Raw genomic sequence first — 24,374 nt, 5'->3', positions numbered from 1 at the left:
GGCGCAGCTAGCTTGGCTAGGGCCGAGCTCGATAGGGCCTGCACAGCCGCACCTGTAATCCACACTGACGTGAACGTTTGTCGCGAGATTGCGTTCTGGCCGCAGACTTAGGGGCATGCTCATCGGAATTGGAAGTTGCATCCGCGCGGCTGCGCCTCTGTGGCGGGCGCGATAAGGAAGCAACGTGCTGACAAAGGATGGATATCTGCACTGGAGGAGAAAACTCGGCGCCCTGTGAAAGTGCCGCCACCGGCGTCCAGGCAGCCTTGTGTTCTCAAGCTACATTCTTCTCATATTGGGAGCGCTCAGAGACCGGCGGCTCGCTGTTTCCGCTCGAAAGTTCTCATGGCCCGATGGATGTTCCGGAGAGCTTGGCTGGAATCGTGCCAGCCTTCGAATTCGATTTGTTTGTCGGTGCCGGACACCGACGCGAGGAAAAACTGCTCGATCTCGGATCGCAGACGATCCGGAATATTCTCGCCAAGGAGAGACTCGCTATGGGCGTCTTGCTTGTGCGGGCAAAATACAAAGCGATCGTTTCTCACGGTCTCGCCGTTCTCCGTTTGCATGACACAAAGGGCCGCCAGCAGATCGCACTTGATGACAACACCGGGAGCGCTGGTGGCCTCATGGATGACCAGGCCGTCGAGGGCGTCGCCATCGTCGCCCAGTGTAGAAGGCAGAAAGCCCCAGTCGTACGGGTAGGCCAGGCCCGCTGGAAGCGGCCGCGTATATTCGAAAAGCTTCTTCTTGGGCTTGTAAGTCAACTTTGCTTCGGCGCCACGCGGTGTTTCCACGACCACCCTGATCCGACCCTTCGATGTAGTCGTAGGCAGTGTCAGATAATTCGCCACGTTTGGTCCTCGCCAGGCCATGCCAATGGCTCTAGGCTTCTCTAAGCAGCGGATGGCCGATTTGTTCCCAACGTGCCTACCCGGGTCTTCACGAAAACCGGTGCGGATTGGACGCGCAAATACACTTGGCTCATGCGAAGCCGCCAGAGAGCTTGAGATCGAGAATGCGATCCTTGGCGGCCAGGCTTCAGAAACACGCCGGTCCACCGCCCAAAGAGTTGAAGAAAGGGCCGGCGACGCAATGAGTACAGCCAGAGGTGGTGAAGCTGCGCATCAGGCATCTCTGCGGCGAGCATGGCCATATCCGACATCGTTCTATGCCGGGTATCAGCGAACGTGAAACGGCTTATTATTCGTCCCAGCCGGCGGACACGGCCCATACCCCCGCCGGTTAGGCTCGGCGGTCGGTTGCCGACTCCCGCAGCGGCTGTCGGGCGACCATCTCAGCGAGGATGCAGTGGAAGCGCCAGAGACGATCCAAAACGCCTGGGCCGGCCTTAAGCTGGTTCGCATGGCTATTGAACAGACCTGCCCGGCTGGCGTGTTGCCGAGCGAGGAAGCTGTCCTGCTGCTCTATGGTCCTGAGCCGGTCCATAAGGGCGAAGCGCTGGCCAAAGCGATAATTGAAACGGTGGAAAAAGCTGACCCGTTGCCCACCGCATTGATCCGTTACCGACCGGCTAGGGCAGCTCGATGATTTTCAGAAATGGGCCAAGAAGGCCGTCCGGACAGTCAGGGATCTGAACGCGAAGCGGCCGCCGCACAGCGATCTCTTCTGGAAGGACGAAGCAAGGGATCGCCTCCACAAGGACGGGTTGACTCAGACCACGATTATCGAACGCCTGGAAGCGTTCGGGGCGCCGGACTTTTCAACAATATCGGCCGAGATAGGACACTCCACTGTAGGGAGCGGCTGTGCAAAGCGCACAATCTACAGACGGCGGCAAGCGACACAGCGACGCATTCCCGACGGGATTGTCAGACTTGCCGCCTGGTTTCACTCTGCGGCCGGGCCGGTTCGTGGATCCAGCCGCAGCGCTTCAGGCGTCCCAGCCTGCTCGACCGGCAGTGTCCTGAACGCCTCCTTGGCAGCCTGCGATACCGGAGCGCGGCTCCTGATGCTGACCAGCGCGTATACGGCGAGCAGAGTGTGCGCGAGAGCGGTAGCGAGGAACAAGCTCTCGGGCCGCATCTCGGCCATCAGCACGGCCCCCAGCACCGGCCCGACCATCGTGCCGAAGCCATAGAACAGCAGCAGACCGCTCGACACCTTGACGAACTCCTCTGGACGGGCGCGGTCGTTGGCATGTGCCACTGCGACCGAATAGAGGGTGTAGGCCAGGGCACCGTAGGCCGCGGTGGTAACTATGACCAATGCGGCCGACCGCGGCTGGAGGACGAAGACGAGGAGCGCGAAGACGGCCGCTCCGACCGCCGCACCGGCCAGCACATGGCGGCGGTCGGTGATATCGGACAGCCGGCCCACCGGAAACTGGAGAGCGGCACCGGCGAGAACAACTGCGCTTGCCATCACTGCAATACCCGTGTTGCTGATACCGATGCGGGCACCATAGACGGCTCCGAGCGTTCCCCAGGCTCCGTTGGCAACGCCGGTCAGGAAACAGCCGATCAGGGAGAGCGGTGAAGTGGCATAGATACGTTTCAGATCGAGGGCGACATCCTCTAGCGGTTTTGGCGTCGCTGCCGATGACACTGCCGTCGGGATTAAGGCGAGGCAGAAGAAGATCCCGGCGACCATGAACAGCGACGCGTTCCTCACGTCTCCTAAGACGACGATCATCTGGCCGGCCACGAGCGAGGCATATGAGACAATCATGTAAAGGCCGAAGACGGTGCCCCGGCTCTCATTGGTCGCCTTCTCGTTTAACCAGCTCTCGACGATCATGTAAGCGCCGGCCATCACGAAGCCAGTGAAGGCGCGCAGAACAATCCATACGTACTGGTCAACCATCAGGCCGGTGAGCAGCGCGATGATTGCGCCAGAAGCCGCAAAGGTGCCGAATGCGCGGACGTGCCCGATCTGGCGGACAAGCCGAGGTGCCAAGATGCAGCCGGCGACGAAACCGCCCGCCCAGGCGGTTCCGAGTAACCCAAGGGACGCAGTCGAGAACCCCTCCGCCTGCCCGCGCAGCGGCAAGAGCAAGCCATGCAACCCTGTTGCTGCAAGCAGGAAACCCGTGCCGCGAAGAAGCGACAGGATGGGGCGGTAGCCGAGAGGTAAGAGGTAACCTAGCATCTTCCGATAGGGCACAACAGCTTTGGTGCCCCCACTAAATTGGCCGCGCCCGCCTAATGTCAACGCATGAGGCCTACATCGGTCCGCTTTCCCCCTTGAGCGGTCACTGCCGCCTCGCGATAAGAAGGTCCACTTGGGGTCAATTTACGTATAACGCTTGTGATGGCTTCTCATCCCGATCGCTCGGGAGTGCGTCTGATGGAGGAAACCGGCTGGTGCGCCCTGCTACGCTCGCCGTAACCGGAAGAATTGCATAATCAACCACTTAGAAGTTGATTCTCATTCGCCTGTGAGCAAACTGCAAACGGTGGTTTGCAGTTTGAACAGGAAACAGCAGCATGACGAGCGCGGTCGCCTACTATCGGGTCTCGACACAGCGGCAAGGACGTTCAGGCTTGGGCATCGAGGCCCAGCGTGCCGCGGTCGCCCGCTTTGCCGAGGCCGAGGGAATGATCATCCTCCAGGAGTTCACCGAGATCGAAACCGGAAAGGGCGCGGATGCTCTTGATCGACGGCCGCAATTGAATGCCGCCCTCGCCCTTGCCCGCCAGGCCAAGTGCCCGGTCGTCGTGGCCAAGCTCGACCGCCTGTCGCGAGATGTCGCCTTCATAGCCGGCCTGATGGTCCAGCGCGTTCCTTTCATCGTCGCCGAACTTGGCGCCGATGCCGATCCGTTCATGTTGCACCTTTACGCCGCGCTCGCCGAGAAAGAGCGGCGAATGATCTCGGAACGAGCCAAGGCCGCCCTCGCCTCGCGCAAGACCACTGGCATGAAACTCGGCAACCCGACCAGCACCGCTGAGGCCGCGGCGAAAGGCCGGAAGATGTCGATCGAAGAAGCCGACCGGTTTGCCCAGACCGTGCTACAACCCCCTAATTGGGTTCTGTATTCAGCAATTGCGTGAGCGACAACTAACGCAGCACAAGACTGGTTCGGCTCTCCGCTCGTAAGCTGATTGAGATAGATGTTCAGCGAACAAGGTTTCCTCCGCACCTCGATTTTTGCAACGGTTGCCGTCGCGGCCTTTGGAATTGTCTTCGGCCTGTTGTCGGGCTCGTTCTCGATCGCTTTTGACGGCGCCTATTCTCTTGGCGATGCGGGGATGACAATCCTGGCTCTTTGGGTATCCAGCCTCATTGTAAGATCGGCGAAGACCGATGCATTGTCCGGCAGGCTGCGCAATCGCTTCACGATGGGATTCTGGCATCTGGAGCCTATCGTGCTTGGCCTCAATGGCATCCTCCTTATTGCCGTTGCAAGCTACGCCCTTATCAACGGGGTAATCACCATTTTACACGGGGGCAACGAACTGCGCTTTGGCATCGCGATTGTCTATGCCGTTGTCACCCTCGCGGTCTGTCTGGCAATGGCGTTAATAGGCACGCGGGTAAATAGGAGTCTGCAGTCGGATTCTCCAGATGGATAATGACGCAGCCGGCATCGTAAAATCCGTCCCATGGCACAGTGATGACGCACATCGCGGGCCACGACTTGTTCTTCGGGGTAGACAATGGGCGCTGGGCATCTGGGTGCATCGATGCGAGTGCTCGAACCTATCGAGCGGATTTCCGAAGTGCTTTTCGGCCTTATAATGGCGCTTACCTTTACCGGCTCGATGAGCGTTGCAGGGGTGGGCCGACTGGAAGTGCGTACAATGCTGGTCGTCGCGATCGGCTGCAATCTGGCTTGGGCTCTCATCGATGCAATCATGTATCTCATGGGGTGTCTTGCCGATCGGGCAGCAGACCAGCGCACCATTGCCAAGGTGCACCAGGCTGCCACACCCGAAGAGGCACGGGCGGCAATAGCTGACAGGCTGCCTTCGCTGGTGGCGTCGGTATTGACGCCTGCCGATCTCGACAGGGTGCATTCCACGCTGTCGAAGGTCACGACGGCGAAAACGCGGGCAGGACTCAAGAGAGAGGACTGGCTAGGCGCCGCGGCTGTTTTTGTTCTGGTGTTCGGCTCTACGATGCCCATCATTGTTCCGTTCCTGCTTGTGCAGGATGCCCGAACTGCGCTTCGGATCTCAAACTCAATCGCCATTGCGATAATGCTGATCGCTGGTTACGCGTTCGGACACCTGGTAGAATACCGGCCGTGGTGGACGGCCGGTTCCATGGTTTTGCTCGGTTGCCTGTTGGTTGCGCTGACCATCGCGTTAGGCGGTTGAGGGACCGCGGCTGGTCGGCTGCACACGTGCTGTTCTGTCGGACAGATCGCAGCGGGCGAACCCGACGCTCCAACCTGCGGCATCAACACCGTGCCATGGCCTGTTTCCTCGATTGCCGTAACTTTCGCCTCGTTCCTTGTCAGGTCCACCAATTCGTGCCAATCTAGCAGCATGAGGGCGTAGATACCGGGCGACCCGCGGCCAAAGCTGCCATTCGCCACATAGCGTTGAGATCGTCAGCGCAGCGAACGCCGCCGCGACTACGATCTCTGGTTAACTTCAAATCTATAGCACCAAGACGCCAACGTTGTTAACATAGTTTATAGCCAACCGCCTGCTAGACCTCTATCAGGCTTGCAGATACGCACGGCTGCTGCTGTCGGCGTGTAGTACAATGCCGATGAAGGTCAAATTCAGGATGCATGTACCCTTCACATCACTCTATTTCTGCGATAAGCTTGAAGGTTATATCGAAGATTATCTCGAAAATTAGCTCGAATCTCACCGAAATCTTGGGCCCCAGGGTGGGTTAAGCCATGCGTGAAGTTCAAGCATTCCCAATTGCGATCATCGACGAAGACTACGAGGGCAAGAGCGCTGCCGGTCGCGGGATGCAGCAACTTGCTGCCGCGATTGAGAAAGAGGGCTTCCGCGTAGTCGCGGGCCTCACCTACAAGGACGCCCGGCGGCTTGCCCAAATCTTCAACAATGAGTCCTGCTGGCTGATCTCAGTCGACGGCTCGGAGGATGCCGAGACCCGATGGCAGGTGCTAGAAGAGGTCTTGGCGGCCAAGCGCAGTCGCAACGATCGACTGCCAATCTTCCTCTTCGGCGACGAACTCACCGCCGAGATGGTTCCGACCAGGGTCCTGAAGCACGCCAATGCCTTCATGCGGCTGTTCGAGGACTCGCCTGAGTTCATTGCGCGGGTCATCGTGCGCGCGGCGCAGCTCTACCTCGAGCGCCTTCCACCGCCGATGTTCAAGGCGCTCATGGAATACACTTTGCAGGCCAGCTACTCCTGGCACACGCCTGGTCACGGCGGTGGTGTGGCTTTCCGCAAGAGTCCGGTCGGTCTGCTCTTCTACGAGTTCTTCGGCGAAAACACCTTGCGGTCCGATATCTCCGTATCGGTCGGCAAGCTTGGATCGCTCCTGGACCACACCGGTCCCATCGCGGAGGGCGAGCGTAACGCTGCGCGAATCTTCGGAGCGGACGAGACATTGTTCGTCGTGGGCGGTACATCCACGGCCAACAAAATCGTCTGGCACGGAACCGTTAGCCGTGGCGATCTGGTTTTGTGCGACCGTAACTGTCACAAGTCGATACTGCACTCATTGATCATGACGGGTGCAACGCCGATCTATCTTGTGCCGTCCCGTAACGGCTTGGGCATCATTGGTCCGATATCCAGGGACCAGTTCACGCCACAGTCGATCAAGAAGAAGATCGCGGCGAGTGAGTTTGCCAAGGAGACCGACGGCAAGGTCCGCCTGATGGTGATGACCAACTCAACCTATGACGGTCTTTGCTACAATATCGATGCGGTAAAGCAGACCATTGGCAATTCTGTCGAGATACTTCATTTCGACGAGGCTTGGTACGCTTACGCCAATTTCCACGAATTCTACGATGGCTATCACGGCATCTCGTCGGCCAGTCCTGCGCGTTCGGCCAACGCGATCACCTTCGCAACCCACTCGACACACAAGCTGCTGGCTGCCTGGTCGCAGGCGTCCATGATCCACGTACAGCATGCCGAGAAGAAGCGGCTGGACATGGCCCGCTTCAACGACGCGTTCATGATGCACACCTCGACCTCGCCGCAATACGGCATCATTGCTTCCTGCGATGTCGCCGCGGCGATGATGGAACAACCTGCAGGCCGGGCTCTCGTGCAGGAAACTATTGAGGAGGCGCTCAGCTTCCGCCGCGCAATGGCGGCCGTCAGAAAGCAGGTCCACGGTTCATGGTGGTTCGACGTCTGGCAGCCTGATGCCATCGCTGAGCTGCCTGCCGGGACAAGGTTCGAGTGGGTCCTGAAACCAGGTGATCCTTGGCACGGCTTCGAGGGTCTGGCTGACAATCATGTACTCGTGGACCCGATCAAGGTCACCATCCTCAGCCCGGGCCTGTCGGCGAATGGCTACATGCAGGAACATGGCATCCCTGCTGCCGTGGTCGTCAAGTTCTTGTCGGCGCGACGCATCGAGATCGAAAAGACAGGACTCTATTCTTTCCTGGTGCTGTTCTCGATGGGAATCACCAAGGGCAAGTGGAGCACGCTGGTGACGGAGCTGCTCAATTTCAAGGAACTATACGATGCCAATGCGCCTCTGAAGGGTGTGCTACCGGCGCTCGTCGACGCGCATCCGGGGGCTTATGGAAAAATGGGCCTCAAGGACCTGTGCGATCAGGTTCACAAGATCTATCGCGAAGACAATCTACCCAAGGCGCAGCGCGAGATGTACACGACGTTGCCCGAGATGGCGATGCGGCCCTGCGATGCCTATGAAAGCCTCGTGCGCGGCCGTGTGGAAAGCGTTGAGATCGACGCGCTGATGGGACGAACGCTTGGCGTAATGGTGGTGCCGTACCCGCCAGGCATACCTTTGATCATGCCTGGTGAACGTATCACCGAGGCAACCAAGTCGATCTACGACTATCTGCTCTACGCTCGGGACTTCGACAAGAAGTTTCCAGGCTTTGAAACCGACATTCACGGGCTGCGCTTCGAACCTACTACGGAGGGAAGACGCTACCTGATTGACTGCATTGCGAAAGGGGTAGCCAAATGATCCCTCGTGACGTCAGATCCCCGACTGCCGCGATCCCATTCCACAAACTACTCAAGATCGTCGCGATCGTTGACGACAGCAATCCCCTGACGAAGAATTTGCTCGAGCAGATCGCAGCCGATGGCTTCGAGATCGAGATCTCTGACAGTCCCAACCGCGACGTTTCCGAGGATGCCTCCGTCGGGGCCTACATTGCATCCATCGACGGCGATCGACTCGAAGGTGCGCGCAGCCTGGCGAGGGCGGTGAGGGCAATTGGGTTCCGTACGCCGCTGTGGGCGCTGGCCGATGCGCACCAGCTCGCTGACATGGCGGTACTCATCCAGACGGGCGAGGTTGACGGCTATATCTACCTCGGTCAGCAGACCCCGGCCTTCTACGCCAAGCAGGTGGTCGCCAGCCTGCTGATGTACGGAAAGACGCTGTTGCCCCCATTCTTCGGGGGGTTGATGGCTTATGACGGCGAGGCCAACATAGCCTTCGACTGCCCGGGACATCAGGGCGGTCAGTTCTACCAGAAGTCCCCGACCGGCCAGCTGTTCTTCAAGCATTTCGGCGAGAACATCTTTCGCAACGACTTGTGCAACGCCGATGTTGATCTCGGAGATCTCCTCATTCACGAGGGCCCGGCCGTAGAAGCACAGCGCTACGCCGCACGGGTATTCGGCGCCGACAAGACCTACTTCGTCCTCAATGGCACGAGCACCTCCAACAAGATCGTGGCAAACGCCGCTCTCAAGCACGATGATCTGGTTTTGTTCGATCGCAACAATCACAAATCGCTACACCAGGGCGCACTGGTCCAGGCCGGCGCGATCCCCATCTTCCTGCCGACCGCCCGCAATTCCTTCGGCATGATCGGCGCCGTCGACTGGAATGCTTGGGACGAAGACTATCTCCGCGAGCAAATCCGCACCAATCCTCTCGTAAAGGATCCTGACCGGCACAGGGCGGAACGCCCCTTCCGGCTCGCGTGCATTCAACTCGCAACCTACGATGGCACCGTCTACAATGTCCGCAAGGTCATGGAGAAAATCGGTCATCTCTGCGACTACATCCTCTGGGACGAAGCGTGGATCGGCTACAATGCCTTCCACCCCCTTTTCGAAGACCATAGCCCCATGCGCCTGGAGGACCTTGGGCCGCAGATGGCGGGTCTTTTCTCCACTCAATCCGTTCACAAGCAGGGCGCGGGCTTCTCGCAGGCATCGCAAATCCACAAGCGCGACCAGCATATCAGCGGCCAGCGCCGGTTCATCGAGCACAAGCGGTTCAACGAATCCTTCCTGATGAACGTGTCGACGTCGCCGTTCTATCCGCTGTTCGCCTCGCTGGAGGTAAACGCGAAGGTGCACGAAGGCAAGGCCGGCGAGATGCTTTGGGATCGTTGCATCGCGCTCGGGATCGACTGCCGCAAAAAGCTGCGCGAATTCTGCCGATTCTACGAGGATAACGGCGAGGGCGACGAAGAGAAATGGTTCTTCGACCCGTTCGTACCCGACAAGGTGACGATCCGCGGTTCCGCTATAACCCCGGACGTTGAGGCTGCTCCATGGGAGAGCCTTCCCACGGACGTGCTTAAGCGCGAGCAGCAATGCTGGAATTTCCATCCGGAGGCCACGTGGCACGGCTACTCAGGCTATGTGGACGGCTATGCGATGGTCGATCCCAACAAGCTGGCGCTGGTGACGCCTGGGATTGATCGGAGGACCGGCGACTATTTGAACTTCGGCGTGCCCGCGACGGTTGTGGCCAACTATCTGCGTGAACAGCGCGTCGTGCCGGAAAAGTGCGATCTCAACAGCATACTCTTTCTCATGACACCGGCGGAGGACGAGAGCAAGCTCAACACGCTGATTGCGAAACTGGTCAAGTTCAAGAACCTATGGGATCGCGATGCGCCGCTGCCCGAGGTCCTGCCGACCGTGTGCGCGGCTAACAGCCAACGCTATGCCGGCTATACGATCCGCAAGATCTGCAATGAGATGCACGACTTCTATCGTGCGGCCAACGTCAAGGGACTTCAACTGCAATGCTTCAGGGCGTCCAGCTTCCCTGAACTCGCGATGCCTTCCAAGAAGGCTTACGAGGCGCTCGTCGCGAACGATGTCGACTATATACCTCTGGCCAACATCAAAGACCGGATATCGGCCACGCTTGCGCTGATTTACCCGCCTGGCATCGGCGTCGTCGTGCCCGGCGAACGCTGGGACGAGAGAGCCCGTCCGATGCTCGACTACTTCCTTGCTTTCGAAGAATCGTTCAATCGGTTTCCTGGATTCAACTACGAGGTTCAGGGCGTTTTCCAGGAAAAGATCGACGGCCGTATTAAGTTTCACACTTACGTGGTCCGTGAATAACGGCCAGGGCGAGGAACTGGGGAGGACTGGCTATGCCTGAACAGCCGAAACGAATGAACTTGGTCCAGCTGACCTTCATCGTCGCTGTGAATATGATGGGGTCCGGCATCATTATGCTGCCGACGAACATGGCAAAGGTTGGTGCGATATCGCTGCTGTCCTGGATTGTGACAGCAGTGGGATCGATGGCGATCGCGTACGGGTTCGCGCAGGCGGGCCTGTTTAATCAGCGTCCTGGCGGCATGTCGGCCTATGCCGAAGATGCTTACGGGAAGCCAGGCTACTTTTTGGTGTTCCTGCTCTACTTCCTTTCGCTGGCCATTGGAAACGTGGCGATTGGCATCTCCGCCGTCGGCTACCTGGCCGGCTTCTTCCCGGTGCTTTCGTCGACCCCGATAGCAACCTGCATCGGACTTATCGCACTGCTTTGGTTGACTACCGTTGCAAACTTCGGCGGCCCGAGCGTCACAGGAAGGATTGGCGCGATTACGGTCTGGGGCGTGATCATTCCAGTTGCCGGAATATCCATCATAGGCTGGTTCTGGTTCAGCTCAGAGACCTTCGCGCAGGCATGGAATCCGAACGGGCTTTCGCTCGCGGAAGGCATGGGATCGAGCATTGCCCTGACGCTATGGGCCTTTCTGGGCATGGAATCGGCCGCGCAGAATTCGGCTGCGGTGGAGAACCCGAAGCGCGACGTCCCGTTGGCATGCCTGTTCGGGACCTTGGGCGCGGCGGTAATCTATATTCTATCCACGACCGTGATCCAGGGCATCGTGCCAAACGCCGACCTAGCCCAGTCAACGGGCCCGTTCGCGCTGGCATATGCGCAGATGTTCAATCCGTTTATCGGAAACATTGTCATGGCGCTCGCAATTCTTGCCTGCCTCGGCTCGCTGCTCGGCTGGCAGTTCACGATCGCCCAGACCGGAAAGTCGGCTGCCGACGAACGCATGTTCCCCGCATTCTTTTCCCGAGTAAACAGCATGGGTGCGCCGGTCACAGGAATGATCGTTCTCGGCGTCGTGCAATCGCTGCTGGCACTGATGACGATCTCGCCTACGCTGAGCGAGCAGTTCTCGGCTCTAGTGAATCTCGCGGTTGTGACGAACGTGATTCCTTACATAATCGCTCTGTCTGCGCTCATAATGATGATGAAGACCGCCAACATTGCCGGGACAAAGTACCGGGCAAATGTCGCTGTTGTTTTAGTGGCCATGCTTTACAGCACCTATGCTCTCTACGCATCAGGGCACGAGGCTGTCATGGGCGGCATGCTGGTGACGGCGCTTACCTTTATCATTTGGGGCTTTATCGCGCCTCGCTTCGCGACCAGGCAGCGCGAGGCGGTCGAACCAACCACGGCCCCTTGACTGCCGGGGAGCAAGGCCCTCGAGAGGAGACTAAACATGCAATGCGCCCAACAGTTTTCATTGCGGCATCATAGCCACCGGCAGACCTTGCTAGTCCTGGCAGTCGCGTTTGCGTTGGGGCTTTTGTATACGGTTCCATCCCCGGCCGCCACGCTGGACCGCATCCGCGAGGCGCACAAGCTCTTGCTCGGCTACCGGCCGGACGTGCGGCCGTTCTCGTTCGCGGAGCAATCGGGTGGTCCCGCCGGCTATTCGGTTTCGTTGTGCCAAAAGATTGCCGAAGAGATCAGAGCCGAGCTCAATCTTTCTGACCTGGAGATCGAATGGGTGCCTGTGACTGTCGGGGAGGGTTTCGATCCAGTCGTGCAGGGCAAGGTCGATCTGCTGTGCGGACCGGACGCGGTCACCCTTGAGAGACGAAAGACTGTCTCGTTCTCGATTCCGATCTATCCGTCCGGAGTAGCCGCGATGCTCAGGGCGGATGCTCCCCCGGCTCTGAGGGATGTGCTGGAGGGCCGCCCTCCGTCGGGACCGATCTGGCGCGCCTCGCCGGCTCATATTCTCGAGGAGCAGACCTTTTCCGTCGTGGCCGGCACGAGCGCGGAAACCTGGCTCTCAGAGCGCCTCAAACACTTTCAGATTCCCGCGGAGGTCGTTCCAGTCGAGAGCTTCGAAGCCGGCGTGCGTGGCCTTCTGGAAGGCGCCACGGATGTCTTCTTCGGGCCCCGGCCGATCCTGGTGGAGACCACAGCGGAAATTGAAGAGAAGGACAGCTTGATGATTTTGCAGAGGTTCTTCACCCATGAGCCCGTCGCGCTCACGCTGGCAAGGAACGATGACGATTTTCGGCTGTCTGTCGATCGTTCGCTCAGCCGGCACTTCAGGTCCAGTGAGTTCCAAGACACCTACGCGAAATGGTTCGGCGCGCCGGACGAGGCGGTCCTGACTTTCTTCCTTCAAAGCGCATTGCCGGATTGATGGCGCTCGGAGACATGATCTGGTACAATAATAACACAAGGATACGCAAATGCGGTGATGCGGTATGGCTGCCGTGTTTACACCATCGTGCAGGGGCGTATTCTGGAATGGGTGGCTTGAAAACACGATTACAGGGGAACGACATGGCCGTATTTGTTCGTAACATTTCCCGTACTGTCTATGCCACAATATTCTCACGATCAATGGTTGCAATTCCTTTCATACTGCTGTCAGCAAACACGCAGGCAGTTGAGCAGGAAATCGCGCCCACAGCTCCCCCTCCGCCGCCTCTCGCGGCCACTCCGGGGGTCCCCTTCGACGTTGCGTTTGGCATCGCCTTGACGACCGACTATGTTTCGCGCGGTATAACCAACTCCAACAGCGAACCTGCAATCCAAGGCTATGTCGAGCCTAGTATCGAACTACCGACGATAGGCACGGCATATGTGAATGTGTGGTCGTCCAACGTCGACTATGGCGAAGGTTTTGAAGGAGCAGAGATCGATGTCGCCGCGGGTATCAGGCCGGAATTCGGTCCGCTGTCGCTCGATCTTGGTTACGTTCACTACTTCTATACACCGGAGCATGTTAGCCCCGATTATGGGGAAATTTTCGCTAAGGCCGACTACAACGTCGAAGACATGTTCACTATTGGCGGCCGCGTATTTTTTGCTCCCGACTTCAACCAGAGTGGAAATACAGCTACCTGGGTTGCCGGCGGCGTGAGGGTACCTTTGCCGCATGACTTCTCGGCGTATGCTGGCATCGGCTACCAGTTCATCGATGATCCCGACGCATTCGAGCAACTCGCATGGATGGCCGGCATCTCGTACAGCTGGAAATCGCTGACCCTCGATGTTCGTTACTGGGGCACCGATCTTTCCGACGAGGGCTGCACGGCTCGTAGCGGCTTCTCCGATGGTTGCGATGACAGGGTGGTGGCGACCATTTCCTTCGATACGAGCTGGTCGGCGGTGAGGGACTGGTTATCTGACAAGTAGCCTGTCTGCTTTGACAGAGGCCTAGCAAGTCGCAGTTTTGGCGGCATCTGGGTAAGCGGAATCGACAACACGTCGAAACAGTCAACGCGGTTGGATGAGCGGAACTTCGAGGTTCCAGGCAGGCCCGAGCGAAGGGCGATCATCGTACTTCAAGGTCTTTGAACCGGCACTGTGACCACTGCTAGCAGGGATTGAGCGCTTCCTTGACAACGCAAGCACCGGACCCGACCAAAAGTGCACCTGCCGCAGGGCCTGCAGTTGCTGTGGCGGAGCACGGTCTCACGACTGGAAAAAGCCTTGGTATGGCGGCGTGTACGGCTATCGTGGTCGGCAACATGGTCGGGTCGGGCTTCTATCTGTCGCCAGCGGCCCTCGCTCCCTATGGCAACCTCGCCATTGTCATCTGGATCGTGATGGGTGCAGGAGCGATCTGCCTCGGCCTGACCTTCGCGAAACTGGCGCGATTGGCGCCCGCAACCGGCGGACCCTACGCTTACACCCGCTTGGCTTACGGCGACTTCCCTGGCTTTCTGGTTGCTTGGGGTTATTGGATATCGATCTGGGCGTCACTGCCAGTAATCGCCATTGCCCTAGCCGGTTCGGTCGTCGACCTGTTCCCGATTCTGCGGGGGAGGACGATGATCGTTGTCTTTACCCTCGGTGCGATCTGGGTTGTGGTCCTGATCAATCTGCGAGGTGTCAAAGCTGCCGGCCTCGTGTCTCAGGTAATGACTTACGCCAAGCTGGTGCCGTTCGGTGCAGTAGCTGTTATTGGTCTGCTCTACATAGACACGTCGCATTTCAGCGAGTTCAATCCGAGCGGCCAACCGTTGCTGCAAGCCACTGCCGCGCTGGCGCCGCTGACCATGTTCGCCTTCCTTGGGCTTGAATCTGCGACCGTCCCGGCTGGCGACGTTCGCAATCCCGAGCGCACGATTCCTCGTTCGACGGTGCTGGGAATTGTGATCGCGGCGACCCTCTACGTGTTCGGAACGATTGTGGTGATGGGCGTGTTGCCGCGGCACGAACTCGTCCATTCGCTCTCGCCGTTCTCCGATGCAGCCCGAGCGATGTGGGGGCCTGCAGGCGAGATTTCGATCTCCATCGCCGTGATCCTGTCATCTATCGGCGCCCTTAATGGCTGGACCTTGCTGATGGGGCAGGTGCCGATGGCGGCAGCGCGCGATGGGCTATTCCCACCCTTGTTCGGCAACCTTTCGCAGCAAAACGTGCCGGCGATCGGAATCGTGGTCTCGGCCGTGTTGGCGACGCTGCTCATTCTCGTTCAGGCCATAGGCGCGGAGGGCTTCTCGGCGTTCTACAATCTGGTCGTCGGCTTGAGCACGATGGCTGCAGTCGTCCCTTACGCGTTCTGCGCACTAGCCGGCAGCCTGGTTTCAGCTCGCGTCAGCGGCGGCGTGCATGTTCCCCGTGTGACGATCGTCGAGATCGTAGCCTTCCTATTCGCCATCTTCACGCTCTACGGCTGCGGGGCAGAGCCCGTTCTTTACGGACTGGTGCTCTTGCTGTTGGGCATTCCTGTGTTTGTCTGGCAACGACGGCGCACAGGCGCGATTGCCATGTAGGAACAGATTGTAGAATGTATGAGCTTGCGAGACATCTTTTCTTCAACGGCGAACGCGCTGGTGTTTTCGAACGTTCTGGCCTCGATCCTCGTCGCGATGAATTTTGCACAAGGGCTGGTGGGCGCGTTCAACACCATCATCCTGCTTGCGGTGATGTCGAGCCTCCTGCCCTACGCGCTCTGCTCGCTCGCCGAGCTTATGATCCTGACTCGGACTGGCCGGACAGTGGCTGGCGCCGGCGTCACCAAGGTCGCGATACTGGGCGGCGTTGGCTTCACCTATTCGCTCTGGGCGATCTACGGCGGGGGGGGCCCAAACAGTCTTTCTCGGTTCCTGCTCATTCTCGTGGGAATTCCCATTCACGTCCTGATCAAATGGCGCAATGCCCGCGCCGGAGCCCACGGGGCCGCCGGTCTCAAGTAAGGGAGGTTCGACTATGCAACTCGGTGTTCATTCGGAAATCGGCAAGCTCCGCAAAGTGATGGTGTCGCGCCCGTCGCTGGCGCACGAAAGGCTGACGCCGGGTAACTGCCACGATCTCTTGTTCGACGACGTGATCTGGGTGCAGAAGGCACGATCCGATCATGCCGACTTCGTACTCAAAATGAAGGACCGCGGCATCGAGGTTTACGACATCCAGGACCTGCTGACGGAAGTCTTCGACACGGTGCCGGAGGGTCGTAAGTTCGTTCTGGACCGGAGAATAACGGACAATCAGGTCGGTCCCACGCTCTCGCGAATCCTGCGACCATGGCTCGACGAACTGGACGGTCATGCCCTCGCGCGGCACCTGCTCGGCGGCATTGTGCGCGATGACCTACCGGCCGACATGGTGACGCCCATCATGCAAGAGGTGCTGTCAGCGAGCGAGTTTATGGTCCGGCCTGTCCCGAACGCGCTGTTCCAGCGCGACCCGTCCTGCTGGATCTATGGCGGAGTGACCTGCAATCCGATGTTCTGGCCGGCGCGCCAGCCCGAGACGCTTTATCAGCGGGCCGTCTACAAGTTCCATCCCCTTTTCACGAAGAACGAATTCGAGATCTGGTGGGGCGACAGCGACGAGGACTGGGGCAATACCAGCATGGAGGGCGGCGACGTCATGCCGATCGGCAAGGGGGTGGTGCTGATCGGCATGGGCGAGCGCACCACACGGCAGGCGGTGAACCAGGTCGCCAACCGGCTGTTCGCCAAGCAAGCCGCCGAACGCGTTATCGCCTGCGTCATGCCGAAATCGCGGGCGGCGATGCATCTCGACACGGTGTTCACCTGCCTCGATCACGACAAGGTAACCGCCTTCCGCGAGGTAGTCGATGAGATCAACTGCTTCTCGCTGCGTCCAGGCGGCGATGCCGGTCTCGAAATCCATAAGGAGAACAAGCACCTGTTCGATATCTATAAGGAGGCGCTCGGGCTCGACGACCTGCACGTCATCGGCACCGGAGGCAACGCGTTCGAGCAGGAGCGGGAGCAATGGGACGACGGCAACAACGTCGTCGCGCTCGAGCCCGGGGTCATCATCGGCTACGACCGCAACACCCACACCAACACGCTGCTGCGCCGCGCAGGCGTCGAGGTCATCACCATCGGAAGCCAGGAACTCGGCCGCGGCCGCGGCGGTGGGCACTGCATGACCTGCCCGATCCTGCGCGACCCTGCCTACTGAGCCTTCGCCAACCAATTTCAGGGAGAAACATCATGGCATTCAATCTCAAGGGCCGCAGCTACCTCAAGATTGCGGATTTCACCCAGCGCGAGATGCTCTACCTGCTCGACCTTTCGCGTGATCTCAAGCGTGCGAAGTACGCCCGTTCCGAGCAGCAGGCGCTGAAGGACAAGAACATCTGCCTGATTTTCGAGAAAACCTCGACGCGCACCCGCTGCGCGTTCGAAGTCGCCGCCCACGACCAAGGCGCCCACATCACCTATCTCGATCCGGGCGGCAGCCAGATCGGCCACAAAGAATCCATGAAGGACACCGCCCGCGTCCTCGGGCGCATGTTCGATGCCATCGAGTACCGCGGCTCCGGTCAGGGATTGGTCGAGGAGCTTGCCCAATACGCCGGCGTGCCGGTCTATAACGGCCTGACCGACGACTGGCACCCCACCCAGATGCTCGCCGATATGCTGACCATGGTCGAGCATGCCGACAAGCCGCGTACCCAGATCTCGTATGCTTTCCTAGGCGACGCACGCAACAATATGGGCAATTCGCTGCTGATGTTGGGCGCGATCATGGGCTGCGACGTGCGCATGGTGGCTCCGAAGGAGAACCAACCGCATGAGGATGTGCGCGAGATGGCGGCCAAGCGCGCCGCCGAGACCGGCGCACGCATCACCATCACCGACGACGTGGCGAAAGGCGTTAAGGGGGTCGACTTTGTGCACACCGACGTCTGGGTGTCGATGGGAGAGGCAAAGGAAGTCTGGAAGAGTCGGATCGAGCTGCTGACGCCGTACCAGGTCAACATGAAGGTGATGAAGGCGACCGGCAACGCGAACGCGAAGTTCATGCACTGCCTGCCGGCCTTCCACAACACCGACACCAAGGTCGGCAAAGAAATGGCCGAGAAGTTCGGTATCACCGAAATGGAGGTAACTGAGGAAGTATTCGAGAGCCCGATGAACATCGCCTTCGAGCAGGCGGAAAACCGCATGCATACGATCAAGGCGATCCTTGTCGCCACGCTGGGGGCCTGAGCCATGGGACGCGTGGTGGTAGCACTCGGCGGCAACGCGCTTTTGAAACGCGGCGAGGACATGACCGCCACGAATCAACGCAAGAATGCCAAGGTCGCAGCCGAAGCCTTGGCGCCGCTATGCCTGGTGCACGAGACCGTCATCACTCACGGAAACGGCCCGCAGGTCGGACTGTTAGCCCTCCAGGAGATCGCTTACGAGGGCGAAGACTCTCCGTTGGATGTGCTCGGGGCAGAGACCGAGGGCATGATCGGCTACATGGTCGAACAGGAACTCGGCAACATCCTGCCGTTCGAAAAGCCGATCGCTACGATTCTGACCATGGTCGAGGTCAACCCCGATGATCCTGCGTTCAAGGACCCGACCAAGTTCATTGGAAAGGTTTACACCGAAGAGGAGGCGAAATCGGAGGCGGCGGCGAAAGGTTGGCAAGTCAAGCCCGACGGCAAGTATTGGCGCCGGGTCGTGGCCTCTCCGCTGCCACAGCGCATTTTCCAGCTCCGCCCGATCAAGTGGCTGCTTGAAAAGGACGCGGTGGTGATCGCCGCCGGCGGGGGCGGCATCCCGACGATGTATGAACCGGGCAAGGAGAGGCATCTGATCGGCGTCGAATGCGTGATCGACAAGGATCGTGCCTCGGCCCTGCTCGCTAAGGAAATCGGGGCGGATTTTTTCGTCGTCGCGACCGACACGGATGCTGTTTATCTCGATTGGGGCAAGCCTGGACAGCGCGCGATTCGCTCGGCTACGCCCGACGCGCTCGACGCCTACACCTTTCCTGCGGGCTCGATGGGGCCGAAAGTCGAGGCGGCGCAGGACTTCGCCCGGGTAACCGGTGGACGCGCCATCATCTGTGCCCTGCCGGATGTGCCCGCCGCGGTGCGAGGTGAAAAAGGTACTACCATCTCCGTCGATGCTGGAGACATTGTCTTCGGCTGAAGCGGGCAGTGCCGCCGCCACGGGGTACATCGGCGGCCCGACCATGTACGTTCGCAGACCGAAAAGTTCTTGCGCTTGCACTGGTCACATTCCCCGCAAATGATGGTGAAGGGAACGACGATGCGGTCTCCCTTCCTAAGCGCGCCGTTTACCCCGGATCCAACTTCCACCACCTCACCCATCATTTCGTGGCCCATAATGTCGCCTGGCAGAATTGCCGGAATGAGGTTGTGATAGAGATGCAGGTCCGAGCCGCAGATCGCGCAGCTCGTCACCTTGACGATGACGTCGCGCGGGTCCTCGATTTCGGGATCGGTAACCTCATCGCAACGTATGTCTTCTTTTCCATGCCAAACCAGCGCTCGCATGCTTAATCTCCGTAGGCCCGGTTCGCGGCGTCATGAGAGCGAGCTCGGCCGCTTTCCTTCAGGCTGCGAATTGGCTTTCCGGGGTCCAACCGCGAGGCAGCATCCATGTATCGGGTTGGATGCAGGGACACTGCCGGCTTCACTCGAACTCGCGCGCTATGCCGCTTGGCCCCTACTGGCCGGCGTGGCTGTCGCACTGGTAACCGCTATCCTGATGCGTGAAACCTACCCCGTGCAAGCGCCCGCCCCAGTACCGAACCATGTTTGACCGTGTAGTGGCCTTGCTTCGGATGATCGTGGGCTTCGCATTGCTGTGCGGGTTGGTTTTCTCTCCGACGCCTGCCGCAGCACAGAAACATCAACCGATTCGGGTGGCATCGGGGGTGCAGTATCAGTTCCTGGAGAGCTGGGATGTCGACCGGCTGAACAAAATCCTTCAAACGGACGCGCCTGGATGAAAGCGTACGCCAGGGAGGTGAGCGACGAATTTTGCAACGGTTCGACTGACTGAACGTCCGCTTCCGAGGTGAATTGGGCGGCGGGAAGGTCCGGTCAGGGTCAATTTACGTCGTAGAACGCTTGTGATGGCTTCTCATCCCCGTCGCCTAGTCCGGAGTGCGTCTGATGCAGGAAACCGGCTGGTGCGCCATGCTACGCTCGCCGTAACCGGAAGAATTGCATAATCAACCACTTAGAAGTTGATTCTCATTCGCCTGTGAGCAAACTGCAAACGGTGGTTTGCAGTTTGAACAGGAAACAGCAGCATGACGAGCGCGGTCGCCTACTATCGGGTCTCGACACAGCGGCAAGGACGTTCAGGCTTGGGCATCGAGGCCCAGCGTGCCGCGGTCGCCCGCTTTGCCGAGGCCGAGGGAATGATCATCCTCCAGGAGTTCACCGAGATCGAAACCGGAAAGGGCGCGGATGCTCTTGATCGACGGCCGCAATTGAATGCCGCCCTCGCCCTTGCCCGCCAGGCCAAGTGCCCGGTCGTCGTGGCCAAGCTCGACCGCCTGTCGCGAGATGTCGCCTTCATAGCCGGCCTGATGGTCCAGCGCGTTCCTTTCATCGTCGCCGAACTTGGCGCCGATGCCGATCCGTTCATGTTGCACCTTTACGCCGCGCTCGCCGAGAAAGAGCGGCGAATGATCTCGGAACGAGCCAAGGCCGCCCTCGCCTCGCGCAAGACCACTGGCATGAAACTCGGCAACCCGACCAGCACAGCGGAAGCTGCAGCGAGAGGTCGGAAGATCTCGATCCGGGAAGCTGACAGATTTGCCCAGACCGTGCTGCCGATCATCGCCTCCATCCAGCAGTCCGGCACCACCGGCCTGCGTGGCCTGGCCATCGCCCTGAACAATCGAGGCGTCCGAACAGCGCGCAACGGCCGATGGCAAGTTTCAAACGTGCGCAACATTTTGGCGCGGCAAGCTTCTGCAAACTTGCTTTTATAGGCGGGAATTTGCCAAGGGGGCGCCAGGACAATGGATTGAGTCGCAAGCAATTGACCGGGGGACGCAAGCGAAGCAATGCGTGCCGCTATGTTGACGGTCGATCCAAACAGATCACCCGCCCGGCGAATGACCGGCCCAGGTTCAGCGCGGCCCGCGTCAGCGGCAGGCGCGGTTCTTTTCGGCATGCCTGCAACAGCGCTCCAAGCGCCTGGATCGCTAACTCCGGCTCCGGAAACGAGAGCATCGCTTCATCCCCGATCCACTTGATCGGAGGCTCGTAGCCAGCAAGCGCCTCGCGGACCATGCTCTCGAAAATCTCGAGCACATCGATTGCCGCTGCATCTCCATAAACGTCCGCGATGGCGCTAAAGCCTGCAAGATCGATGAATGCAACCGTAGCCGAAGCGCCGGCGGAACTCTGCGTCTGGCTCAAATCCCTTTCCATGCGAAGTTATTTAACGCCGGTCGCACGGTCTCGCGAATCTCAGACGCCCAGCGGCGAGCGAGGAGGCGTCCATCTCGGCCTCAGCGTGCGCAAAGCTTGTAGCATCGCTCCAACAACCTCCGGGAACGTGCTGGCCATATCGCGGCAGAACGAAGCGTTCATTTTTGCAGAAAACCCCTTGACCTTCCAGTAACTGGAACCGCGGCGTTCGAACAGCGCGCAATGGCCGATGGCAGGTGTCGAACGTGCGCAACATTTTGGGGCGGCAAGCTTCTGCGAACCAAAGGTTCGTCCCATGCGCCGTGGCGGCCGACGCTACCGGTAAATATCTGGGTCTTGGCCTTCTACACTTCGTCTGCGGGGTGATCGGATCACTGCGGCTGTTAGAGTTGCGTCCGGGAAACGACAACAATCACCGTTGAAAGACAAGCAGTGCGACGGCGAGGCATGGGGAACCAGAACAACCGCGATCTGCAAAAGCGGCCATTTCGCTGAGCAGTTGCCTTCATGCCGGCGAAACGCATGCGCCTGGTGTTCAGTGCGAACAATAGCCCGCGTCCCACGAGGAAAGGACGCGGGCCGATCGGTGCATCTCCGATCTGCAGCCCATCGTTGGGAGGGAACAAGATTGCTGCACTTCCCGAACATTCATCTCAAGCATGTGTTCCAGAGAAAGCGAAATATGCCTGGAAAGTTTGCGCCATTGATCGCAACAAAACCCTCCCGCCGGCGTTCCGGTTCAATCCAAGTGCAAAAGGCTCACCATGGGCGAGGAAGAAAAGTCCGACCGCGACCGAATGACGGATTTCCAGGCGCAGTTCCTCGCCAAGGAAGCCGGAATAACTGAAGCTCAAGCGCGCGAGCTGATCGAGTTGATCGGCACCGATCGGGCATCACTACTTCGGGAAGCTCGGCTACTGAAAAGCCGGCTGAAGCCGCCGGACTCTTAGGAGCATTCACAATGCTATCCATATGGGACAATTTTGAATAGAAGCGGCTCGATTGAATGAGGGTCGCGCGCGAGCAGATATCGATGATCTTCGCCAGACGATAAACGATACCCGCCGCCTAATACTGGCACCCGTAAGCTGTTGGGTCGCATTGCCGCAGACGATACGCTGAGCAGTAATCAAGCGCCTAAAATCCCGCACCCCAAATCGCACAGCATTCCACGCTCGACCTTTGCACATCGGCCGTCGATTCACGCGGCCTGCGGAGAGGACCGCGGCTGATTGTAGGGCGCAGGTGCAGCGTGCCATCTACGACTTCTTGGTCTTCGAATTCCTCTTCGGTTTCGGTGCCGATGCAGCAGGGAGAGCAGTCTCGGCTTTAAGTCGTTGCTCCCGCAGCCGAGCCGTCTTTGCGTCTCGTGCGACGCGCTCAATGTCTGTTAATGCCCGCGCAGCATCCGACGTGCGCTCCTGTCGGTCGTATTTTTCTTTATCGGTTAAGCCTTGCCTTTCCCGCATTGTTGTACCTCGATCTTGTACGGCGCTTTTGTTGGCGCCCGAACGATTGTCGCCAGATCGTGTTCCCCCCAGACAACAAAAAGCCCGCCACACCTTTCGGCACGGCGGGCTATCAGTCGTTTGCACAGGGCGGGCGGGGATCGTAAGAAAATCCTACGCGCGCCGGCTGCGCTGCGTCCACCAATCGGCAGTTGGAATGTTTCAACAGCTTGCCGTCATCCCGCATCCTTGCCGGCCGCAACCTGACGGTACCGGAACTGATTCCGGATGTGCTCGTTGAAATAGCGGCCTTTCGCAAAGGCGGCTTTGAACGCGGCGAAGGTCTCCGGCGGCACTTCCTCAAATTCGTATCGTTTGCCGCTGGCGACGAACCACACCGAGAGGATTCTGCTGTCGGGATCGTAGGCCATTTTTCGTATCGAGGTCGATGGCATGATATGGCTCGATCAAAAGTCTTCAACGATCGCAGAGCCTGTCACGTTCCTTCGCGGTATTGCTCCCGAGCAGCGCACGAGGATTTTCTCCGGCCACCTAACGCATCGCGGCATCGCAAGCGCGGCAGCGGGCGCGGTCTTCCGGGTCTCTCTTTTCTACACCGGCAGCGAACTTCAACCTTCCAATCGCTTCGACCGCTTGGGCTAGGCGCTGTTGAATAGCCAATTCGACCCTCATACATAGGCGATCACACCTATCCGAGTTCAGCAGGAAGCGCAGCGATGCTGATGATCGCGAGTTTGGCCCTGGTGGATCGGCCTTTTGCAGCCGGAGCGGGAATGTTCTTGTTCGCCCCACGTTTCGGCGCGAAGATCTGGTACAGGCGTTGATCACGAACCGCCAGTTCTTTGCCCGAGACGCCTGCGTTGTCGCTCGCGATATGATTGGCGCCACGCTTCTTGTGCACGGCGTGGGCGGGATCGTCGTCGAAACGGAAGCCTATCGCGCCGATGACCCAGCCTCACACAGTTTTGGCGGTCGGACTTCGCGAAACAGCGCGATGTTCGGCGCCCCAGGAAGCGCATACGTCTATCGCTCCTATGGTCTGCATTGGTGCCTGAATGCCGTCTGTCTTCCCGGAAGTGCTGTCCTTGTGCGCGCAATCGAACCGCAATCAAAGCTCGACCTGATGCGGGCCAAACGCGGCGTTGATGACCTTCGATTTCTTTGTTCGGGCCCGGGTCGCGTTTGCCAAGCGCTCGCTGTCGATGCATCTTATGACGGGCTGCCACTGGACCAGCTTCCGTTCCAGTTCAAGCAGCCGCCAGAAGCCAGAGCCAGCTCCATCTTGGCGGGACGCCGGATCGGCATCTCCAAGGCTGTCGATGTCGAGTGGCGGTTCGGACTGGCAGGCTCGTTGTACTTGAGCCGCAAGTTTTAAGTTGCGTCTGCACGAGTAATTGCCTGGTGACGAGTTCGGGTAATCAGCAAAGTGCAGGGTCCCTACGCGACGCTAGTTTGGCCCGCGATTTCGTCTAGCTTCAATCAGGAGGCGATGGAGCCTAGCTTTCAAGTGATGGTCGGTTGCATGCTGGAGCGGCTGGACGCCAAGAGGCACCAGCTCCCGACCGCCCACGCCCAGAATCCCCGCCGGCCGGCCGCGCCAAAGTTAAAACGCAATCAGCCG

21 protein-coding genes and 2 pseudogenes are annotated in these 24,374 nt (G+C 59.2%); 18 read left to right on the top strand and 5 right to left on the bottom strand.

Features of this window, described 5'->3' with window-relative positions:
- Positions 1-305 precede the first annotated feature (305 nt).
- Positions 306-797: an inorganic diphosphatase gene (locus tag AC0L2C_RS02340; RefSeq protein WP_473522619.1), complete on the bottom strand. Its 492-nt coding sequence runs from the start codon at positions 795-797 to the stop codon at positions 306-308.
- 514 nt (positions 798-1,311) lie between these two features.
- Between AC0L2C_RS02340 and AC0L2C_RS02335 the strand changes: the two genes are divergently transcribed.
- Positions 1,312-1,551 carry a hypothetical protein gene (locus tag AC0L2C_RS02335; protein WP_287065233.1) on the top strand — a complete coding sequence of 80 codons (240 nt, stop codon included), beginning with the start codon at positions 1,312-1,314 and terminating at the stop codon, positions 1,549-1,551.
- A gap of 300 nt (positions 1,552-1,851) precedes the next feature.
- Here AC0L2C_RS02335 and AC0L2C_RS02330 read toward each other — a convergent pair whose 3' ends face one another.
- Complete coding sequence (locus tag AC0L2C_RS02330) at positions 1,852-3,111, bottom strand: MFS transporter (RefSeq protein ID WP_473522783.1); 1,260 nt, start codon at positions 3,109-3,111, stop codon at positions 1,852-1,854.
- Between the two features lie 338 nt (positions 3,112-3,449).
- Between AC0L2C_RS02330 and AC0L2C_RS02325 the strand changes: the two genes are divergently transcribed.
- The 13 genes and pseudogenes from AC0L2C_RS02325 to arcC all read left to right on the top strand — a co-directional run bounded on the left by AC0L2C_RS02325 (position 3,450) and on the right by arcC (position 19,017).
- Positions 3,450-4,016 (top strand): recombinase family protein, encoded by a 567-nt coding sequence (locus AC0L2C_RS02325; RefSeq protein WP_473522618.1) that lies wholly within the window; start codon positions 3,450-3,452, stop codon positions 4,014-4,016.
- 60 nt (positions 4,017-4,076) lie between these two features.
- Positions 4,077-4,523: pseudogene (locus AC0L2C_RS02320) on the top strand (cation efflux transmembrane domain-containing protein); the annotation flags it as partial.
- 126 nt (positions 4,524-4,649) lie between these two features.
- Positions 4,650-5,285, top strand: coding sequence for a VIT family protein (locus AC0L2C_RS02315; RefSeq protein ID WP_473522617.1), 636 nt, complete (start codon positions 4,650-4,652; stop codon positions 5,283-5,285).
- 536 nt (positions 5,286-5,821) lie between these two features.
- Positions 5,822-8,083: an Orn/Lys/Arg family decarboxylase gene (locus tag AC0L2C_RS02310; protein ID WP_473496017.1), complete on the top strand. Its 2,262-nt coding sequence runs from the start codon at positions 5,822-5,824 to the stop codon at positions 8,081-8,083.
- Entirely contained in the window at positions 8,080-10,443 is a 2,364-nt protein-coding gene (speC, locus tag AC0L2C_RS02305) for an ornithine decarboxylase (protein WP_287246231.1), read from the top strand. The genes AC0L2C_RS02310 and speC overlap by 4 nt, the downstream gene beginning before the upstream one ends.
- A 32-nt stretch (positions 10,444-10,475) precedes the next feature.
- Positions 10,476-11,816 carry a putrescine-ornithine antiporter gene (gene potE / locus AC0L2C_RS02300; protein WP_473522616.1) on the top strand — a complete coding sequence of 447 codons (1,341 nt, stop codon included), beginning with the start codon at positions 10,476-10,478 and terminating at the stop codon, positions 11,814-11,816.
- 183 nt (positions 11,817-11,999) lie between these two features.
- Positions 12,000-12,794, top strand: coding sequence for an amino acid ABC transporter substrate-binding protein (locus AC0L2C_RS02295; protein WP_287246229.1), 795 nt, complete (start codon positions 12,000-12,002; stop codon positions 12,792-12,794).
- Between the two features lie 143 nt (positions 12,795-12,937).
- Positions 12,938-13,795 (top strand): TorF family putative porin, encoded by an 858-nt coding sequence (locus AC0L2C_RS02290; RefSeq protein WP_473522615.1) that lies wholly within the window; start codon positions 12,938-12,940, stop codon positions 13,793-13,795.
- A 302-nt stretch (positions 13,796-14,097) separates the two neighbouring features.
- Positions 14,098-15,381: an amino acid permease gene (locus AC0L2C_RS02285; protein ID WP_473522782.1), complete on the top strand. Its 1,284-nt coding sequence runs from the start codon at positions 14,098-14,100 to the stop codon at positions 15,379-15,381.
- A 60-nt stretch (positions 15,382-15,441) separates the two neighbouring features.
- The gene (locus tag AC0L2C_RS02280) at positions 15,442-15,804 is read left to right on the top strand and encodes a hypothetical protein (protein ID WP_473522614.1); all 363 of its coding nucleotides are present in this window, start codon (positions 15,442-15,444) and stop codon (positions 15,802-15,804) included.
- A 13-nt stretch (positions 15,805-15,817) separates the two neighbouring features.
- The gene (gene arcA / locus AC0L2C_RS02275) at positions 15,818-17,044 is read left to right on the top strand and encodes an arginine deiminase (protein ID WP_287242168.1); all 1,227 of its coding nucleotides are present in this window, start codon (positions 15,818-15,820) and stop codon (positions 17,042-17,044) included.
- A gap of 32 nt (positions 17,045-17,076) precedes the next feature.
- A complete protein-coding gene (locus tag AC0L2C_RS02270; protein WP_128245725.1) occupies positions 17,077-18,078 on the top strand; it encodes an ornithine carbamoyltransferase in 1,002 nt (333 codons plus the stop codon).
- Between the two features lie 3 nt (positions 18,079-18,081).
- Positions 18,082-19,017, top strand: a complete 936-nt coding sequence (arcC, locus tag AC0L2C_RS02265) for a carbamate kinase (protein WP_473496011.1) — start codon at positions 18,082-18,084, stop codon at positions 19,015-19,017.
- A gap of 44 nt (positions 19,018-19,061) precedes the next feature.
- Here the strand turns inward: arcC and AC0L2C_RS02260 are convergent.
- A pseudogene (locus AC0L2C_RS02260) lies at positions 19,062-19,385 on the bottom strand (alcohol dehydrogenase catalytic domain-containing protein); the annotation flags it as partial.
- Between the two features lie 764 nt (positions 19,386-20,149).
- On the opposite strand from AC0L2C_RS02260, the gene AC0L2C_RS02255 reads away from it, so the two are divergent.
- Positions 20,150-20,839 carry a recombinase family protein gene (locus AC0L2C_RS02255; RefSeq protein ID WP_473522613.1) on the top strand — a complete coding sequence of 230 codons (690 nt, stop codon included), beginning with the start codon at positions 20,150-20,152 and terminating at the stop codon, positions 20,837-20,839.
- Positions 20,840-20,924: 85 nt separating this feature from the next.
- On the opposite strand, the gene AC0L2C_RS02250 is transcribed toward AC0L2C_RS02255, so the two are convergent.
- Entirely contained in the window at positions 20,925-21,272 is a 348-nt protein-coding gene (locus tag AC0L2C_RS02250) for a nucleotidyl cyclase domain-containing protein (protein ID WP_473522612.1), read from the bottom strand.
- A 776-nt stretch (positions 21,273-22,048) separates the two neighbouring features.
- Between AC0L2C_RS02250 and AC0L2C_RS02245 the strand changes: the two genes are divergently transcribed.
- Entirely contained in the window at positions 22,049-22,234 is a 186-nt protein-coding gene (locus AC0L2C_RS02245; RefSeq protein ID WP_128186764.1) for a hypothetical protein, read from the top strand.
- Between the two features lie 734 nt (positions 22,235-22,968).
- On the opposite strand, the gene AC0L2C_RS02240 is transcribed toward AC0L2C_RS02245, so the two are convergent.
- Positions 22,969-23,187 carry a KTSC domain-containing protein gene (locus AC0L2C_RS02240; RefSeq protein WP_287246223.1) on the bottom strand — a complete coding sequence of 73 codons (219 nt, stop codon included), beginning with the start codon at positions 23,185-23,187 and terminating at the stop codon, positions 22,969-22,971.
- On the opposite strand from AC0L2C_RS02240, the gene AC0L2C_RS02235 reads away from it, so the two are divergent.
- Complete coding sequence (locus tag AC0L2C_RS02235) at positions 23,186-23,395, top strand: hypothetical protein (protein ID WP_473522611.1); 210 nt, start codon at positions 23,186-23,188, stop codon at positions 23,393-23,395. The genes AC0L2C_RS02240 and AC0L2C_RS02235 overlap by 2 nt on opposite strands.
- Before the next feature lie 178 nt (positions 23,396-23,573).
- Positions 23,574-24,128 carry a DNA-3-methyladenine glycosylase gene (locus tag AC0L2C_RS02230; RefSeq protein ID WP_287246220.1) on the top strand — a complete coding sequence of 185 codons (555 nt, stop codon included), beginning with the start codon at positions 23,574-23,576 and terminating at the stop codon, positions 24,126-24,128.
- The last annotated feature ends 246 nt before the right edge of the window (positions 24,129-24,374 follow it).

It is taken from the genome of Mesorhizobium sp. WSM4845, from assembly GCF_055811455.1.
This window is presented reverse-complemented; position numbering and strand designations above follow the sequence as displayed.

Bases quoted from the DNA above. Each gene is read 5' to 3' on its own strand.
- AC0L2C_RS02270 (WP_128245725.1), top strand. From the start codon at position 17,077: ATGGCATTCAATCTCAAGGGCCGCAGCTACCTCAAGATTGCGGATTTC.
- AC0L2C_RS02235 (WP_473522611.1), top strand. From the start codon at position 23,186: ATGATATGGCTCGATCAAAAGTCTTCAACGATCGCAGAGCCTGTCACG.
- speC (WP_287246231.1), top strand. From the start codon at position 8,080: ATGATCCCTCGTGACGTCAGATCCCCGACTGCCGCGATCCCATTCCAC.
- AC0L2C_RS02315 (WP_473522617.1), top strand. From the start codon at position 4,650: ATGCGAGTGCTCGAACCTATCGAGCGGATTTCCGAAGTGCTTTTCGGC.
- AC0L2C_RS02245 (WP_128186764.1), top strand. From the start codon at position 22,049: ATGGGCGAGGAAGAAAAGTCCGACCGCGACCGAATGACGGATTTCCAG.
- AC0L2C_RS02290 (WP_473522615.1), top strand. From the start codon at position 12,938: ATGGCCGTATTTGTTCGTAACATTTCCCGTACTGTCTATGCCACAATA.
- arcA (WP_287242168.1), top strand. From the start codon at position 15,818: ATGCAACTCGGTGTTCATTCGGAAATCGGCAAGCTCCGCAAAGTGATG.
- AC0L2C_RS02325 (WP_473522618.1), top strand. From the start codon at position 3,450: ATGACGAGCGCGGTCGCCTACTATCGGGTCTCGACACAGCGGCAAGGA.
- AC0L2C_RS02310 (WP_473496017.1), top strand. From the start codon at position 5,822: ATGCGTGAAGTTCAAGCATTCCCAATTGCGATCATCGACGAAGACTAC.
- AC0L2C_RS02285 (WP_473522782.1), top strand. From the start codon at position 14,098: ATGGCGGCGTGTACGGCTATCGTGGTCGGCAACATGGTCGGGTCGGGC.
- potE (WP_473522616.1), top strand. From the start codon at position 10,476: ATGCCTGAACAGCCGAAACGAATGAACTTGGTCCAGCTGACCTTCATC.
- AC0L2C_RS02330 (WP_473522783.1), bottom strand. From the start codon at position 3,111: ATGCTAGGTTACCTCTTACCTCTCGGCTACCGCCCCATCCTGTCGCTT.
- arcC (WP_473496011.1), top strand. From the start codon at position 18,082: ATGGGACGCGTGGTGGTAGCACTCGGCGGCAACGCGCTTTTGAAACGC.
- AC0L2C_RS02240 (WP_287246223.1), bottom strand. From the start codon at position 23,187: ATGCCATCGACCTCGATACGAAAAATGGCCTACGATCCCGACAGCAGA.
- AC0L2C_RS02255 (WP_473522613.1), top strand. From the start codon at position 20,150: ATGACGAGCGCGGTCGCCTACTATCGGGTCTCGACACAGCGGCAAGGA.